Origin of the sequence: Flavobacterium sp. FlaQc-52, from assembly GCF_044007495.1 — a bacterium.
Lineage (GTDB): Bacteria > Bacteroidota > Bacteroidia > Flavobacteriales > Flavobacteriaceae > Flavobacterium > Flavobacterium cupriresistens.
Map to the genome: position 1 here is coordinate 85,213 of NZ_JBIPCV010000014.1, position 14,298 is coordinate 99,510.

The following is a 14,298-nucleotide window of genomic DNA, read 5'->3' on the forward strand; positions in this document are numbered from 1 at the left end:
AAAATTAAAAATGGACATAGTTATCAAGCTCTCTCAATTTCTATTGAGTTTATCATTACTTATTATTCTTCACGAATTAGGACATTTTATTCCTGCAAAATTATTTAAAACCAGAGTTGAGAAATTTTACTTATTTTTTGATGTGAAATTTTCTCTTTTGAAAAAGAAAATCGGAGAAACTGAATACGGAATCGGTTGGTTACCATTAGGAGGTTATGTGAAAATCTCAGGAATGATCGACGAAAGTATGGATAAAGAACAAATGGCTTTACCCCCAGAACCTTGGGAGTTTCGCTCTAAGCCGGCTTGGCAACGTTTAATTATTATGCTTGGGGGTGTTACTGTAAATTTCATCCTTGCTTTTGTTATCTACATCGGAATGGCTTACGCTTATGGTGAAATGTTTATTGCCAACAAAGACTTAAAAGACGGTCTTTTGATCGAGAACAAAGCAATGTTAAATGCCGGTTTTAAAACAGGTGATATCATTGTTGGTATAGATGGAGAGAAAGTGATCCGATATGACAGTGATGTTAATGGAAAGTTAGCTACCTCTAAAGAAGTAGTAATTGACAGAAACGGAACAGAACAAACAATTGCAATCCCAAATGATTTTGTTGATCAGTATTCTAAAGCTGGAAAAGGTGCTTTGGCTACTTTTCGTGTTCCATTTGTAATTGGAAAAATAGCTGATGATTCTAAAAATACGGTTCTAAAACCAAAAGATATCCTTTTATCACTTAACGGACAAAAGGTAAAATATCTTGATGAGGCTAAAACAATATTGGAAAACAATAAAGGCAAAACCGTTGAGGCTACTTTACTTCGCAATCAAAAAGAAGAAAAAGTAAAACTAATGGTTGCTAATGACGGAAAATTAGGCATACAATTGGCTGGCTTAGATTTGGATTCTTTGGAAAAATTAGGCTACTATAAGATCAGTAAAAGAGAATTCTCCTTTTTAGAATCTATTCCGGTAGGAATCGAAAGAGGAAAAGATCAATTGGTAGGATATGGTAAACAACTTAAATTAATCTTTAATCCGGAAACCAAAGCATACAAACAAGTAGGTGGTTTTGCGGCTATTTTTAATGTTTTTCCTAAAACTTGGAGCTGGGAAGCTTTTTGGTCTATCACGGCTTTATTGTCAATTATGCTTGGAGTAATGAACTTATTGCCGATTCCTGCTCTTGATGGTGGACATGTAATGTTTTTATTGTACGAAATAATTAGTGGCAGAAAACCGAGTGATAAATTCCTTGAAAATGCACAAATGGTTGGTTTCGTTTTACTTATCTCATTGCTTTTATTTGCTAATGGAAATGATATCTACAAAGCAATTGTTGGCAAATAATTTTTTTGAAAAAAAAGAGCAAAAATGTTTTTTAGAAACCAAAAATTGATATATATTTGCACTCGCTAAAAAGAACAACATCTTCCTCCTTAGCTCAGTTGGTTAGAGCATCTGACTGTTAATCAGAGGGTCCTTGGTTCGAGCCCAAGAGGGGGAGCAACTTTTTTTTAGCAAACATATTTACCTTTAAGGTGATTCCTCCTTAGCTCAGTTGGTTAGAGCATCTGACTGTTAATCAGAGGGTCCTTGGTTCGAGCCCAAGAGGGGGAGCTTAAAAAAAAAGACTATCATCACGATAGTCTTTTTTTTTGCTTATAACCGAAATATTGGATTGAAATTCCAAATTTTTTAAATTCCAAATTCCAATCTTAAAAGTAAAATTCCAAATCTTTAAATTCCAAATTCCAATCTTGTGGGAATCTGTTTTTGAATAAATTGTTTTTTATATAATTAAACCTGACAGGTTTTTGAAACCTGTCAGGTTTAATTTTTACGATATATTTAGAACGTCATGTTCTTGAAATCTAAATTCGGATCTTTTTGATGTTCTTTTATTTTATATATTCGTTCCGAAGGGAAAACCCTACACTAATTAAACTACATTAAACAATCAGACCAAAAAACATGAAAAAACCAAAATTCGCATTAACCATTTTAACCACTTTCTTATTACTTACCACCAGTAATATCTTTGCTCAACTCTCTTCAAAAGAAGTTGATGCCCTTGTAGAAAAATCAATCGAAAAATTTAATGTTGCCGGAGTTGCAGTCGCCATTATAAAAGATGGAAAAGTGATCCACAAAAAAGGATATGGCGTTAAGTCTATCAACACAAAACAAGCTGTCGACGAGCACACCAATTTTCAAATTGCTTCTAACAGCAAAGCTTTTACTACTGCCGCGTTAGCTATTCTAGTCGATGAAGGAAAGATTTCCTGGAAAGACAAAGTGAAGACCTATATTCCCGAGTTTAAAATGTACAATGAGTACGTAACAGAACATTTTCTTATCGAAGATTTATTATGTCATCGTAGCGGACTTGGTTTAGGCGCCGGAGATTTAATGTTTTTTCCTAACGGTACTGACTTCACCATAAAAGATGTTTTAAGCAATTTTCAGCATTTTAAACCTGTTTCGGAATTCAGAACACAATTTGATTATGACAATCTGCTTTATTTTGTAGCAGGCGAGCTGACCGCAAGAGTAAGCGGAATGAGCTGGGAGGCATTTATCGAAACCAAAATCATGAATCCTTTACAGATGAACAACTCACATGCTTCTCTTAAAGACATAAAAGACAAATCTAATCTAGCTACACCCCACTCGACAAACGGTACCGAGAACAACAAAATAAAAACCATTCAAGGGTTTGAAGAAATGGTAAACGGTGCTCCAGGTGGCATTGTATCTAATGCAGATGATATGTCAAAATGGGTTCTGGTACAATTAAACAAAGGAAAATACGGAGACCAATTAGACAAACAACTTTTCTCTCCGGAAAGACAAAATGAAATGTGGAAATTGTACTCAGTCCTTCCAGCGGATCCGGACCCGAGATACAAACAACATTTTAACGGTTATGGATTAGGTTGGTTTTTAGCTGATGTAAAAGGAAACCTAAGCGTTTCTCACACAGGTGGATTACCGGGAATGCTTTCTATAGTTACAATGATTCCGGATTTAAATTTAGGGGTCGTAGTTTTAACCAATACCGAAAATGGTGGTGCCGGTGTTTTCTCTGCCGTAAGTCAAACCATTATCGACAGTTACTTAGGTCTGGACGATTACGGATGGATTGACAAACACGCCTCTTTTTTAGAGTCACAAAAGAACGTCGACAATGAAGCCGTTAAAAAAGTTTGGGAAACCGTAAACAAAGCCAAAAATATCAAAATCAAAAACGAAGACTTTATCGGGCAATACGAAGATAAATGGTTCGGAAAAATGGAAATATTCCTGAAAGGAAATCAATTATGGTTTAAATCTCTTCGTTCACCAAAACTAAACGGACCAATGCAATTTTACAAAGCAAATACATTTGCTATAAAATGGGAATATCAGGACATGAATTGCGATGCGTTTGCCTCCTTTAGTTTAGATGAAGAAGGAAAAGCACAAAGTATAAAAATGAAAGGGATATCGCCGACTATTGATTTTAGTTTTGATTTTCAGGATTTAGATCTTAAGAGAGTTAAATAAAAATTAAGCAGCTCAAGACATCAAATCAATCTGCAAATTAATCACGACCCCAAATCGTTACAATTAAGTTTTTAAATCAAAAAGAGCATCGTTTATACCGATGCTCTTTTTTTATTGGTGAAAAAGAAATAGTTGTTTTTGGTGTCCTATCGACGCAGGAGAAATCACATTCAACTATTCGAGAAATCGTTCTTACTTAACTAGTACCATTTTTTCTGTTCCAAAACAACAAGATGGAAAAGAAGTTACTTTTTACTTACTGCCATTTTTACTTTTAAACAACTGCATCATCTCTTCCGATTTTTCCATTTCATTAATACCTTTCAATGCTTGCGCATATCTGAAATAATAAGACGCTTCTAAGTTGGTACTCATCTCAAACAATTGAGCATAATGTTTCGCAGCATTAATCATATCATTTTCAAAATAAGATCGGTCTGCTACTTTTTTGAGCATTTCAATTGATTTGTATCCACGGTCTAAGACTTTTTCGTACGTGTTGACCACATTTATAGTGATATACTTTTCTTTTTTCGCAGGAGGAAGAACATTTACTTTAACCGGTTTTACAGCAACTTTCAAAGTATCAACAATGGTTTTTGTCTCTATTGTAGTTCCTAACGTCTTTTCTTTTGGTTTTGCATATTGTGGGATCACCTTTCGGGTATTGTTTGGTCCTAAATCATAGGTATTAACCATATCCAGCTTAGAAACTTCATAAGTAGTGGTTCGTTTTCCGAATACCATGTTTATGGTTTCTTCAACGCGATAAGATTCTACAACAAGATCGGTATTGGGTATCTTGTCAGATTTCGATTTTGCATTTTTCATTTTCACGTTAGCAAGAACAATATCGTTGTTCTGTCCAAAACAGTTTAAAGAAAAAATACATGCAATCGCTGTAAAAATAAGTAGATATTTTTTCATACAAACTAAAATTAAGAGCATTACCAGTATTCTAAAACTCATCTAAGGTACTCAATTCTTACATATTACTCCTAATTTGCCCCGTAAACAACCGCAAAAAACGTTGAAGTACATCTATTTATATAAAAGTCATTCTCTATTTTCGCAACGCTGTTTTGTACATTTGTATCACATCAAACTAAAATGGAAAAGATCCCGGTTCGAAATCTTACTACACCTCCTGAAAAAACAAATTTTTCCCTAAATTTCAGCATCCGTACTGTTCAGGATTTGCTTTTGGGAGAAAACCTCATTCAGGAATTACATCGACATGATTTCTGCCATATTTTGGTTTTGCAAAAAGGAGCCGGTTTTCATGAAATTGATTTCAAAGGCTACGAAATAAAAGACAATACTGTTTTCTTCTTGCGTCCGGGGCAGGCACATCGGTTGGAGTTAAATGCCAAAAGCACGGGTTATATGATTCAGTTTAATATAGATTTTTACTCTTCTGATGATAAAACAAGTCAGACTTCTTTAACTAAAATAAGCCAGCAGAATTACTATGAACTTAAAGAGGCTACTTTTCAAAAAGTACTTTCCGTTTTGACTTATATTTTTCAGGAATACCATGACAAACACGAAAATTATATTGAAATCATAAAAGCCAATCTCCGTATTTTCTTTTTGGAACTTATGCGGGAGCAAAACAATAATCCGACTGACGATACTAACTTATACACACAGGAACGTCTGGATGAATTCAGAACACTTTTAGAAACCCATATTCGCACGCACAAACCCATTGCTGCTTATGCCGAAATGCTGCATCTTACTCCCTATCAGCTAAACAATATCACCAAAACGTTAGTAAACAAAAAGGCTTCTGAACTTATCACCGAAGCAATCATTCTGGAGTCTAAAAGATATCTTTTGGCAACCTCTAATCAGGTAAATCAAATTGCAGATTATATGGGCTATGAAGATGTCTCTTATTTTATTAGATTCTTCAGGAAACATACCGGATTTTCTCCCGAGACATTTCGTAAAAACTTCAAATAAGTCATAGTAAACTGCATTTTTGTCCTAACTGAAGAAACGTTTTCAGGTTAATTTTGAAATACTAATTTAAACCGAATCAAAATGAATCAAAAATGGGACGAAAGATACAAGAACACTGAATTTGCTTACGGAACAGCACCTAATCTGTTTTTTAAAGAATGGCTGCCTAAATTCAAACCCGGATCTATATTGATGCCTGCCGATGGCGAAGGTCGTAACGGCGTTTTTGCAGCACAACTAAACTGGACTGTCACTTCGTTTGATTTAAGCACAGAAGGGCAGTTAAAAGCATTAAAACTGGCCAAAGATCATAAGGTAAACTTAGAATATATTGTTGGCGACCTAGAAGAACTCGAATTCGAAAAAGAATCTTTCGATGCAATTGGATTGATTTACGCACATTTCTCCGCAGAAACCAAATCAAAACTCCACAAAAAACTAAATGAATATCTAAAACCCGGAGGCCTTATTATTTTTGAAGCTTTCAGTAAAAGTCATTTGCATTTTAAAAAAGCAAATCCAAAAGTTGGCGGACCGGATGCAATTGCTGATTTATTTTCGAAGGAAGAAATACAGGCTGATTTTGAGAGTTATGAAATCTTGCATTTAGAGGAAGAAGAAATCATTCTCAATGAGGGGCAATTTCATATTGGGAAAGGTGCTGTAATACGATTTGTTGGAAGGAAAGTTTAGTTTGCTCATTTCTTTGTCGTTTAGGCTAAGACTAGAAAGAGTTTATCCAAATAGACGAAGTAAATCACGCTCCGTTTGTCATCCTGAGGAACGAAGGATCTGCGCAAGAAACTCCGAAGACCAAAACTCAGTACAATCGATACAGCAAACGAAGATTCTTCGTTCCTCAGAATGACACGATTGTGGAAAACGTAGCAGGAACTGTTTATGTCAATTTCGGCGAAGGAGAAATCACATCTAATACTTGACAAACTGTACTTGCTTAACTAGTGCGATTTCTCCTTCGTCGAAAGGACAAACTTTGCGCGAAAAACATATTGTCTAAAATTAAAAAAAGCGCCGCAATTTTCATTGCAGCGCTTTTCTGTTTTCTTTAAAATTTAAGGTAATTAAACCCCTAACTTCTTAGCGATATCAGCAGGAATTCCTCCTTTGTTTACCATTAAGGCAGTCGTTTTGTATTTCACGAAGTTTTTAGTTACAAACAAGAAACCTTTGTAGTCGTTTGTTTCTCCCCATGAGTTTTTTACGATATAATATTCTCTTCCGGTTTGATCTTTTGCAAGACCAATAATGTGCATTCCGTGATCGTCTGTAGTGGTGTAGTTATCAAACGCAGTCTGACGCATTTCAGGAGTGATTTCCGGTTCCGGTTTTGGTCCGTTGAACATGTCTGCTTTTTCTTCAGCGGTCATATCATCGAATTTTTTTGTTGGAACATAAGCTACTCCATTTTTCCAGCTAAAGCTTTTCTCACTTACGTCAGTTGCCCATGCTACTGTGTATCCTTTTTTCAAAGCATTGTCAATAACGTCTGTCATATCGTTTACTTTTACATTATAAACCTGATCAAAAGACCAGTTATCCGGTACAGCCATCATTGTTTTTTGGTAGTATGGAGCTGTTGTAAAAGAGGACATTTCGATATAATCATCCGGGTTGATACCTACTACTTCTTTAGCGAAAGATTGTGGTGTGTAATTTTTTCCTTTGTAAGTAAAATTATCCGGCACTTTTCCTAAATAAGAATCGATAACGGCAGCATACGCTTTTTGCCAGTTTGGAGTTAATTCTCCGTTTGGATTTTTTACAACCGCAGCTAAAACTCCTTCGATAAGAGAAGACATTTCAGCAAATTTATTTTTATCAGTTCCGTAGTTTAATCCTGTGTAAACTTCTCTCGGAACTGTTCCGTATTTTTTGTACATGTTAATTACATCGTGTAATGCACCACCGTCACCTAAAGTAACAGCACCATGCATACGAACGTAATTGACTCCTTTTTCAACATAAACATTTCTTGCAGAGAAAATCTGAGACAATTCTACCGGTTGCTTTCCTAAACGAATCATTTCTGATTCTAAAAAAGAGTTTGTAGAATAACTCCAGCATGTTCCCGAAGAACCTTGTGTTTTTACTGAAGTGGTTCCTAAATTAATTTGTTCTGTGAATTTAAAGTTTTCTTTACTTTTATCACTCGCGTTTAGTTTTAATGAATTTACTAAAACGTCCTGTGCAAAACAGCTGGTTGCCCCAACAAAAAAGACCGAAGCCGCAAGTACTGATTTGAATGAAAATGTATTCATAATGTATGTTTAAGGTATTTACAAATTAGTCTTCAATGTTTCTAATTTGTTACAAAACAATTAAATTTTCTGTAATTTTTTAGCATTCTCCGGTTAATATTTTCACAATCTTTTTATTAAGCGGTAAAAGATTACAAATACATTAAAAAAACAACTCTTCCTATTACAATCACAACGATTTGGTGGTTTGTTTTTTCTAAATAAATAGTACTTTGCTTTGCGAAATTGCAGCTAATAAAACGCGAAATGTTCGAACTGGAAAAAGAGAAATACTTGGGCAATACTAAAAACGTTTTTAACAATTCGCAGGGAATTGCAGTTGTAGAAACGGAGTATCAGAAAAAAGTTTTTGAAGGATGGCATTCGCATAATAATGCACATCTGACTCTTTTCTTGAAAGGCGGGACATCAGAAAAGCGTAAAAATTCAAGTACTGTTGTAGGAGCCGGTTCTTTGTTATTTTACCATAGTGATGAATTACATCTCAATCACAACACTCTTTTTCCCTCAAAAAACATCAACCTCGAAATTGACGAAAATCTGCTAAAAGAACTCCAAATAAGTGAAGCCATAATTGAAAAATCAATTCAGCATACCTCTCTTACCAAATTTCTGATTCTGAAGATTTTTAGAGAATGTATGATTGCCGATACTTTTTCGGGAGACGCAATTACGATGTTGTTTGCGCAATTGTCCAATACTCATACTCATTTGGAAAAATTTGAAAAGAGTCCGTTTTGGGTGAAGAGTTTAAGCGAACTACTAAACGATTGTTGGAACGAGAATCCGAATTTACATGATTTGTCGACAGTTTTAAACGTAAATCCGATTACGATTTCAAAACATTTTCCCAGGTATTTTGGTTGTACGTTGAGTGAATATTTGCGACGAATGAAGATAAACCGTTCGCTTTCCCTCATCAAATCAAATGAAAGCAATCTTACTGAAATTGGTTTTCAATGTGGGTTTGCCGATCAGAGTCATTTCATCCGAACCTTCAAAAGTCAAACGGGATTTTTACCCAAGCAATTTCAAAAATTATAAAAGCAGGCAAATTTCATTCTATTTTTTGGTTTTGGGGCAACTTACTTTTGTCTCCACTTAATACTTAAACCAAATTAAAAATGGAAACCCTAACCACAAAACAAAAAATATTTAATTTCCCAATTACAAAAATTGTACTCGCCTTAATTGCATGTCTTCTTGTTGTCAATATTGGACAGCAAATTGCCGGAAAGTTATTGATTTCTCTTGACAAAGATTACAGGAACCTTATTAAAGGCCTTATCGTTTCTGCTCTTGCGATAACGACTTATGTTCTTTTCTTTAGCCAATATGAAAAAAGAAAAATAACCGAGTTATCGACCAACAATCTGGCAAAGAATTTACTCCTCGGAACTTTAATTGGGGTTCTCCTGCAATCCCTGACCATCCTGGTTATTTATGTAAATGGTGGTTTTAGTATTATTTCTGTAAATCCTGTTTCTTTTATTATCATTCCGCTTACAATAGCCTTTACCGTTGCAATTTTGGAAGAGATTTTAATCCGTAGTATTATTTTTAGAATTTTGGAAGAGAAACTGGGAAGTTATATTGCATTACTTCTTTCAGCCGTTCTTTTTGGTGCTTTGCATTTGCCAAATGAAAACAGCACTTTTCTTTCTGCATTATGTATTGCTGTTGAAGCTGGTTTGTTACTTGGTGCTGCTTTTATGTACCGCCGAAATTTATGGTTTCCGATCGCGATACACTTTGCATGGAATTTTATGCAATCGGGTATTTTTGGCGCGGTTACTTCCGGAAATAAAAAAACCAATAGTTTACTGGTTTCTAAAATTCAAGGTTCCGAATGGACTACTGGAGGTGAATTTGGTCCAGAAGGCACTATTCAGGCCATGCTCTTTTGTGTTATTGCCACTTTAATATTATTGTATTTATCTCGAAAAGAGAACAAAATAATTATGCCTTATTGGAAAAAACACTAATTCGGGCTTCTTTATAAAACAAAACCCCCGACACGGAAATCTGTGTCAGGGATTTTGCAATCATTTAACAACCTCTTATTTAATCCTCTTTTTTAACTTTTATCTCTTTATCAACAAAATCAGCAATTATTCTATTTTTCACTATTTCTATGAAACATACTCAACACTTTACAAGACTATGCAATGGCTTTTTTACAACCTTCAATAAATGAATTCAATTGACTCCAAGAAACGTATTCTTCTAGTAAGGCAAGAAGTTTTGTAAAACCCAACACCTCTGCAGTAGGCTCTGCATTTTTACAAAAAGCCTGTCAAATACAGCTGATTTTTACGCATAACTGGCAGTTACCGGATGATTTACATTTACTCTGTTTTTTGAAAAATTTGACATAATTTTATTCCTTTTAAATCTTATTTCAAATGTAAGAAAAAACACTTATTTTAGTTTGCTCGAAAATATATCCTTTTGCTACGAAAATATATTGGTCAACTAAACAAGTCCATTCTGTTCGAAGCAAACTATACTATTGATACTTGTTAGACAAAATATTACACCTCTGGTCCATCTCTGCAATTCTTAATAAACACATTTAACTTGTCTAAATCTCTTAGTCTGTGGCTCAAATGAATAACCACGAATTTCACTAATAGGCGCGAATTATTTTTGCCACTGATTAAAAAGATTGAAAGGATTTAATCTGTAGGGATCTGGTTAATTCTATTTGACACTTTTTAAGTTACGGGTAAAGAGTGGTTTTTATTTGTTGTTTTTGAATTATTTTGATCTTTTTTTTCACGCAGATCCAGCAGATTTCAGCTATAGAACTGATAAAAAAATCCGCTAAAATCCGCTGGATCTGCGTGCCATTTTATTTTAACATTTCCTGTCTGAATGACATTCATGAAATTCGTGGCAGAATAATCTAAAAGCAAGAACTACAAAAAACCTTTATATCAACAACTCAAAAAATAGTTAGATAAAATTTAAACCGTTTTTTTATCGTTAAAAAGGGATTACCTCATCCAATTACTTCCAAAGACAATGTAATAAGCCCAATCTTCGGGGCCTTTTGCTACATCAACGCCCATTCTGAGTTTGAATTTTCGGGCAAGTAAATATCGGAATCCGGTTCCGTAATTGTAGACCACCGGTTTATCAAAAGCTTTGTCCCAATCGTTAAAGGCACTGGCTACACCTGCGTACCCCATAAGACTCCATCTTCGGTATAAATCCCATCGCAGTTCGACTTCAGAAACCAAACTGGTTTTTCCCTGATACCTTCCCATTGGGACACCGCGTAAATTAATGCCGGGTAAAAGGTAGAATGGCGGACTTCCAAATGCTTGTTCGCCTTCGATACGTAAGCCTCCGATTAACTTTTTTGTTATAGGATGGTATCCAATCGCGGAAAGATTCACACGCCAGGCATCGTAATCGCTTCCTAGTATATCATCAGACCAGAAAAAATCCGATTGCAGTCTAATTCCTTTATCAGGTGTAAAAATATTATCACGGCCATCAAACTGAATGGCACCACCAAACTGACTCACTGTACTTTTAAAATCCTTGGGTTTTAAAAAAGAAGGAAGATTGTCGCCCGGTAATTTTATTTTAGAGTCCAACAAAAGATATTGCGGACCGGCACTCCATTTTGGATTTCTGAATTGTTTTAAAACCTGCGTATAAAAAACAAAAGATTTAAAATTAAACTTAAATTCCAAATCTTTTCCGGTTGGTAAATTTTCATAAAAAGACATGTTAATATCACCATAACCCGCCATCACTTTGTAGGTCATTCGGGCCTTTATAAAACTGCCCGAACGAAAAGCACCAGCCATCCAGCTTTTGTTTCCGGTATACATTCCGATGCCTCCTGTAATGTCAGGATTTACGATTCTTTTCTTTCCATTTTCATCAATAACGGGGGCATGTTTTTTTAGAAAGACAGGAACAATGGCTCCTCCAATTCCACCCAAAGCCGGTTCGGTTATTATTGTTGGGACTACAATAAAACCATGTGCATAAATAATATAATCGCTTAAATCTATTGCTCCGTCTATAGAATCTCGCACACTAATATGCTGTTTTTGTCCCGTCATTGTGGTAACTGAAAACAGAAGAAAAACGGTCGCAAGAAAAATTTTCTGAAAGAGTTTTACGTTTTTAATAGAAAAATCTGAAACTGTATTTTTCATATAGGCAAAATTTATCATATTCATTAAAAACAGAAACACAGACTCCAAAAGGTTAAGAATACTTTGTGCTATCCTTTTTTGGTACCGGTGCTAAAAATATGAGCCAGTGTCAGGAAAAAAGTATTTCCCTGAAATCTGTTTACAGCGCCAATTTCTCCCAGCCAACGCAAACCAATTGTAGATTTAGAGCTTAAGTGCAAGAAATTTACCTCTGCTCCTAAAGCAGCAACACGATCCTTGTCACCTTCCCAAACAAGCCCTCCTATTGGCAATGGAATTTTATCTGAGGTAACTTTATATTGTAAATAGTAAATTAATCCCGCATTGATAATTGATTTTGGAGCTGTTTTTTCGGCATTAAACACATAAAATGTTTTTCCTAAACCACCTTCAAAACTTAAGATGTCTCCTGTTTTAATATCGGTGTCTTTCTTTTTTCCATTAATTTCATAGGATGCTAATGTGGAGAAATGAAACGTTTTTTTATCATTAAAAAACAGTGTTGTTCCGGCAGAAAATTCATTCATGAACATTCCCAGTCCGCTATTGTCTGTGGCTCCGGCTTCGTATTTTCCGGTTGGCAGGTACATTTGGTAGCTAAAAACAAAATCGGCTCTTTTTTGATGCCATCCTAGTTGTAACGGCACGATATAAGTGTCAGTAAATGCCAAAGATCCGTCGACATTTACATTGTTTCCTTCAATTTTATTGGAGGCAAAGGCAAACAAAGCCGAAGCTCCGTAAGTAGCACCTAAAATTTTAAAATCACTGACCCAGGATACCCCAACGCCGGTAATAAACATATCTAAATTTGGGTTGGCAACAGAAATATTTCCATCACTGTTTCGCAGCGATGATGCGCTGTAAAAATAGCCCGGAACATATACTGCCAATGTATTCTCGGGACTCTGGGTTCCGGATTGCAAGCCCATTCCTCCAAGGATATGACCTCCTTTAAGCTGTGCATTACCCAAAAAGGAAACGAGCAGAAGTAATAAAGTACTAATAAATTTAATTATTTGTTTATGCTGATAGAATTTTGCTTTCATAATAGTGTGTTTAAAAATTAATATAGCGTAACAATTCTTCTAGCCTGTTTTTTACTTTTAAGATTGTTTCAGATAAAAGACATTTGTTTTATCTGAATCCTCTCTGATTGCTTTGAAATATTCGGAAGGCGATTTTCCGGTATGTTTTATAAAAGCCCTAAAACAGGTTGTTCGGGATTTGAATCCGGAACCCCAGGCCATCCCCTCAAGGGATAAATCTTTCCATTCCGGGTCGTTGATTTTGTCTTTAAAAAACTCTATTCTTTTCAGGTTTACATAATCCTGAAAATGAAGGTTAAATTCCGAGTTTATTAAATTGGAGAGTTGGTGTACGGATATCCCTGTTTCTTCGGCGAGATCCCGAATTACAAAATCTTTTTTGAGGAAGAGTTTTTTTGCAGAAAAAATAGAATCCAGTTTTAGCAGGTCCTCCTTCCTTCTGTCTGTAGTTAATTCTTTAATTAAAGGCGATGTGTCTTTGACTTCGTTTACTTCAATTGGTACCGATTTATTCTCTTCAGAATGATACGTTTCATTGGTATCTGCAAAAAGATGGGGTTTAAAATAAAGTCCTCCGACGGTGAAAAAAAGCACTGACGAAATCAAAATATAACAAGCGGTGTCTATATTTTTAATCCCGTCTTTTAGAAAAAAATGTACAAAAAGTGTAGAAAACAAAAACAAGATGACCAGATTATAGACTCTTAACCATTGTATGATTTTTATTTTTTTAGCTTGTTTTCCTTCCAGTTTTTCCAAATCACAGTTTAAGATCATCATGGTCTGCCAAAAGGCATACACCAACCAAAAGGTGAGACTTAATGTGGTGAAAGGATTTTTTATTCGGGAAGAAACATATGCAATAATTGGAATATTTGCATCGGCAGCAATCCATACTATAAAAGTTAAACCAAAGTATAGGACAAAGGGCAAAAAGTGAAGCCAATCGTATTTTTTAAACATTTTAGTCGAGAACAATACATTTCTGACATATAAAAAAGAGCAGGGTGCTACTAAAAAAATAAATGCTTTTGTGATACCGAATAAATCAGGGACATTTTTAAAGGCACTTACTGATAAGTAAAAATTATAGACACTTACGGTCGCCAGACTAAACATAAATAGTCCCAGAAAAAAACTTTTAGCATAATTTTTCCGCGAAAAAAGTACCCTAAAAGAAGTGGCAAAACCAACAATTGTCGCTATAAAAAAGAAAAGTGAAAGTAGTATATCCATCATAATATATTAAGCTTAAATTAATTAATATA

General features: G+C 35.0%; 11 protein-coding genes and 2 tRNA genes. 8 read left to right on the forward strand and 5 right to left on the reverse strand.

Annotated features, from left to right (window positions below):
• Positions 1-10 precede the first annotated feature (10 nt).
• From rseP to ACHRV5_RS19935, 4 genes are all read left to right on the forward strand, one after another.
• Entirely contained in the window at positions 11-1,354 is a 1,344-nt protein-coding gene (gene rseP, locus ACHRV5_RS19920; protein ID WP_395427914.1) for an RIP metalloprotease RseP, read from the forward strand.
• A gap of 83 nt (positions 1,355-1,437) precedes the next feature.
• Positions 1,438-1,511: transfer RNA gene (locus ACHRV5_RS19925), tRNA-Asn, on the forward strand.
• A gap of 39 nt (positions 1,512-1,550) precedes the next feature.
• Positions 1,551-1,624 (forward strand) — tRNA-Asn (locus ACHRV5_RS19930).
• 354 nt (positions 1,625-1,978) lie between these two features.
• Positions 1,979-3,553: a serine hydrolase gene (locus tag ACHRV5_RS19935; RefSeq protein ID WP_047774832.1), complete on the forward strand. Its 1,575-nt coding sequence runs from the start codon at positions 1,979-1,981 to the stop codon at positions 3,551-3,553.
• A 252-nt stretch (positions 3,554-3,805) separates the two neighbouring features.
• Here the strand turns inward: ACHRV5_RS19935 and ACHRV5_RS19940 are convergent, their stop codons facing one another.
• Entirely contained in the window at positions 3,806-4,480 is a 675-nt protein-coding gene (locus tag ACHRV5_RS19940) for a hypothetical protein (RefSeq protein WP_395427915.1), read from the reverse strand.
• A gap of 183 nt (positions 4,481-4,663) precedes the next feature.
• On the opposite strand from ACHRV5_RS19940, the gene ACHRV5_RS19945 reads away from it, so the two are divergent.
• Together ACHRV5_RS19945 and ACHRV5_RS19950 are read left to right on the forward strand one after the other, a co-directional pair.
• Positions 4,664-5,521 carry an AraC family transcriptional regulator gene (locus ACHRV5_RS19945; protein ID WP_395427916.1) on the forward strand — a complete coding sequence of 286 codons (858 nt, stop codon included), beginning with the start codon at positions 4,664-4,666 and terminating at the stop codon, positions 5,519-5,521.
• Between the two features lie 81 nt (positions 5,522-5,602).
• Positions 5,603-6,214: a class I SAM-dependent methyltransferase gene (locus tag ACHRV5_RS19950; RefSeq protein ID WP_395427917.1), complete on the forward strand. Its 612-nt coding sequence runs from the start codon at positions 5,603-5,605 to the stop codon at positions 6,212-6,214.
• 389 nt (positions 6,215-6,603) lie between these two features.
• Here the strand turns inward: ACHRV5_RS19950 and ACHRV5_RS19955 are convergent, their stop codons facing one another.
• Positions 6,604-7,800 (reverse strand): aminopeptidase C, encoded by a 1,197-nt coding sequence (locus ACHRV5_RS19955; RefSeq protein ID WP_047774819.1) that lies wholly within the window; start codon positions 7,798-7,800, stop codon positions 6,604-6,606.
• Between the two features lie 246 nt (positions 7,801-8,046).
• Here ACHRV5_RS19955 and ACHRV5_RS19960 point away from each other — a divergent pair, with 246 nt between their 5' ends.
• Positions 8,047-8,844, forward strand: coding sequence for a helix-turn-helix transcriptional regulator (locus ACHRV5_RS19960; RefSeq protein WP_395427918.1), 798 nt, complete (start codon positions 8,047-8,049; stop codon positions 8,842-8,844).
• 80 nt (positions 8,845-8,924) lie between these two features.
• A complete protein-coding gene (locus ACHRV5_RS19965) occupies positions 8,925-9,785 on the forward strand; it encodes a lysostaphin resistance A-like protein (RefSeq protein WP_395427919.1) in 861 nt (286 codons plus the stop codon).
• Positions 9,786-10,799: 1,014 nt separating this feature from the next.
• Here ACHRV5_RS19965 and ACHRV5_RS19970 read toward each other — a convergent pair.
• The 3 genes from ACHRV5_RS19970 to ACHRV5_RS19980 all read right to left on the reverse strand — a co-directional run bounded on the left by ACHRV5_RS19970 (position 10,800) and on the right by ACHRV5_RS19980 (position 14,269).
• Positions 10,800-11,981, reverse strand: a complete 1,182-nt coding sequence (locus tag ACHRV5_RS19970) for a BamA/TamA family outer membrane protein (protein WP_047774979.1) — start codon at positions 11,979-11,981, stop codon at positions 10,800-10,802.
• Positions 11,982-12,049: 68 nt separating this feature from the next.
• Positions 12,050-13,030 (reverse strand): transporter, encoded by a 981-nt coding sequence (locus ACHRV5_RS19975; protein ID WP_395427920.1) that lies wholly within the window; start codon positions 13,028-13,030, stop codon positions 12,050-12,052.
• Positions 13,031-13,087: 57 nt separating this feature from the next.
• Entirely contained in the window at positions 13,088-14,269 is a 1,182-nt protein-coding gene (locus ACHRV5_RS19980; protein WP_395427921.1) for a helix-turn-helix domain-containing protein, read from the reverse strand.
• Positions 14,270-14,298 lie beyond the last annotated feature (29 nt).

Coding starts and splice junctions, on each gene's coding strand:
- rseP (WP_395427914.1), top strand. CDS start 11: ATGGACATAGTTATCAAGCTCTCTCAATTTCTATTGAGTTTATCATTA.
- ACHRV5_RS19965 (WP_395427919.1), top strand. CDS start 8,925: ATGGAAACCCTAACCACAAAACAAAAAATATTTAATTTCCCAATTACA.
- ACHRV5_RS19960 (WP_395427918.1), top strand. CDS start 8,047: ATGTTCGAACTGGAAAAAGAGAAATACTTGGGCAATACTAAAAACGTT.
- ACHRV5_RS19945 (WP_395427916.1), top strand. CDS start 4,664: ATGGAAAAGATCCCGGTTCGAAATCTTACTACACCTCCTGAAAAAACA.
- ACHRV5_RS19980 (WP_395427921.1), bottom strand. CDS start 14,269: ATGATGGATATACTACTTTCACTTTTCTTTTTTATAGCGACAATTGTT.
- ACHRV5_RS19975 (WP_395427920.1), bottom strand. CDS start 13,030: ATGAAAGCAAAATTCTATCAGCATAAACAAATAATTAAATTTATTAGT.
- ACHRV5_RS19935 (WP_047774832.1), top strand. CDS start 1,979: ATGAAAAAACCAAAATTCGCATTAACCATTTTAACCACTTTCTTATTA.
- ACHRV5_RS19955 (WP_047774819.1), bottom strand. CDS start 7,800: ATGAATACATTTTCATTCAAATCAGTACTTGCGGCTTCGGTCTTTTTT.
- ACHRV5_RS19950 (WP_395427917.1), top strand. CDS start 5,603: ATGAATCAAAAATGGGACGAAAGATACAAGAACACTGAATTTGCTTAC.
- ACHRV5_RS19940 (WP_395427915.1), bottom strand. CDS start 4,480: ATGAAAAAATATCTACTTATTTTTACAGCGATTGCATGTATTTTTTCT.
- ACHRV5_RS19970 (WP_047774979.1), bottom strand. CDS start 11,981: ATGAAAAATACAGTTTCAGATTTTTCTATTAAAAACGTAAAACTCTTT.